The 1,262-nt window shown below is 74.4% G+C and carries 2 protein-coding genes; both read right to left on the bottom strand.

Annotation, left to right across the window (positions count from 1 at the left end; genetic code table 11):
* The coding region (locus ACI6QG_RS19550) for a hypothetical protein (RefSeq protein WP_407026256.1) at positions 1-200 on the bottom strand (200 nt) is incomplete at its 3' end.
* A gap of 45 nt (positions 201-245) precedes the next feature.
* The coding region (locus ACI6QG_RS19545) for a phage tail protein (RefSeq protein WP_407026255.1) at positions 246-1,262 on the bottom strand (1,017 nt) is incomplete at its 5' end.

The following is a 1,262-nucleotide window of genomic DNA, read 5'->3' as shown; positions in this document are numbered from 1 at the left end:
CGCAGGTACTTCGCCAGGTCGGTCTTGGAGATGTTCTGGCCGAGGACCATCAGGTCGTCGATGCGGGCGGCCATGGCTGCCTCCAGTGAGCGTGGTTGGGGAGGGCTGCGGCGCGCCGCGGCGCGTCTTTCCCGCGCTGGCGGCGTCAGCCGGCTTGCCGATGCAACCAGCATCGGCGGCGCCGCCTTCCTGGCCAGCACGAGAAATCCATCGCCGCTGCATCGCCGGTCCCTCCCCAACCGCGCTCAGAGCGCGGTGGCGGTGACGGGCCCGGCGAGGGCCGAGACGTTGCCCTCGGCGGAGACGGCGCGGAGCCAGTACCAGCGGGCCTGGCCGGCAGTGAGGCCGGTGCGGTCCCAGGGCAGCGCGGTGGGCTCGGTGGCGAGCTTCACCGCAGCGGCGAGGCTGTTCGAGGTCGCCTCGAAGACCTGCAGCTGCACCGCGTCCGCCGGGAAGCCGCCGGACAGCCGCACGCCGCCGGTGATGCCGAACGCGGTGGGCGCGGACACCGCGGCCGGGACTGCCGCCTCCCGCCAGCCAGACACCGCCCCGCTGCGCGCCACGGCGCGCGCCCGGAAGGCGGTCGGCTCGGCGGTGGGGATCGAGGCCGCGGTGGCGCCCAGCGCGCCGCCGTAGCCCTGCCAGGTGGCGACGGAGGCGGGGCGGAACTCGAGCTCGTAGCCGGCGAGATACGCGCTGCCGACCGCCGCCCACGAGACGCCGATGGTGGCGAAGGCGACGCTGGTGGGCGTGTCCACCGCGATCGACGCCGGCGCAGCAATGACCCCGGGGTTCGGCAGCACCACGGAGGGGCTGTCGCCGGCGGCGCGCTCGTCCACCGCCGGATTCCAGTCCCACACCGCCGGGTCCTCCTCGGAGAGCGTGAGGTCCACGCCGCCATCGGGGGACAGGCGCCATCCCGTCACCCGCGCCGGAAATGGCCCGACGCGGTCGAGGGCGACGGTCACCCCGTCCCACGGCCGCAGCCGCAGCGCCGAGAGGTTGGCCGGGAAGGCCAACTCGCGCTGGCGGCGGATCCGCTCCGGCTCGGCCTTCATCAGGCGCTGCACCGTCGCGACCGAGGTGGTCAGCGGGAACTCCATGTCCCGGTAGATCTGCTCGCCGCCATCCTCCGCGACGTAGTTGCTGGCCAGCAGCGGCGGGGCGTCGGTCGGCTGCCAGTTCTTCGCCGGGTCGACGTAGACCGCCCGCACGCCGTTGAAGAGATCCCGCCGCGGCCGGCTGCCCTGGATGGTGACGTC

Origin of the sequence: Sabulicella flocculans (assembly GCF_045449635.1) — a bacterium.
Lineage (GTDB): Bacteria > Pseudomonadota > Alphaproteobacteria > Acetobacterales > Acetobacteraceae > Roseococcus.
This window is presented reverse-complemented; position numbering and strand designations above follow the sequence as displayed.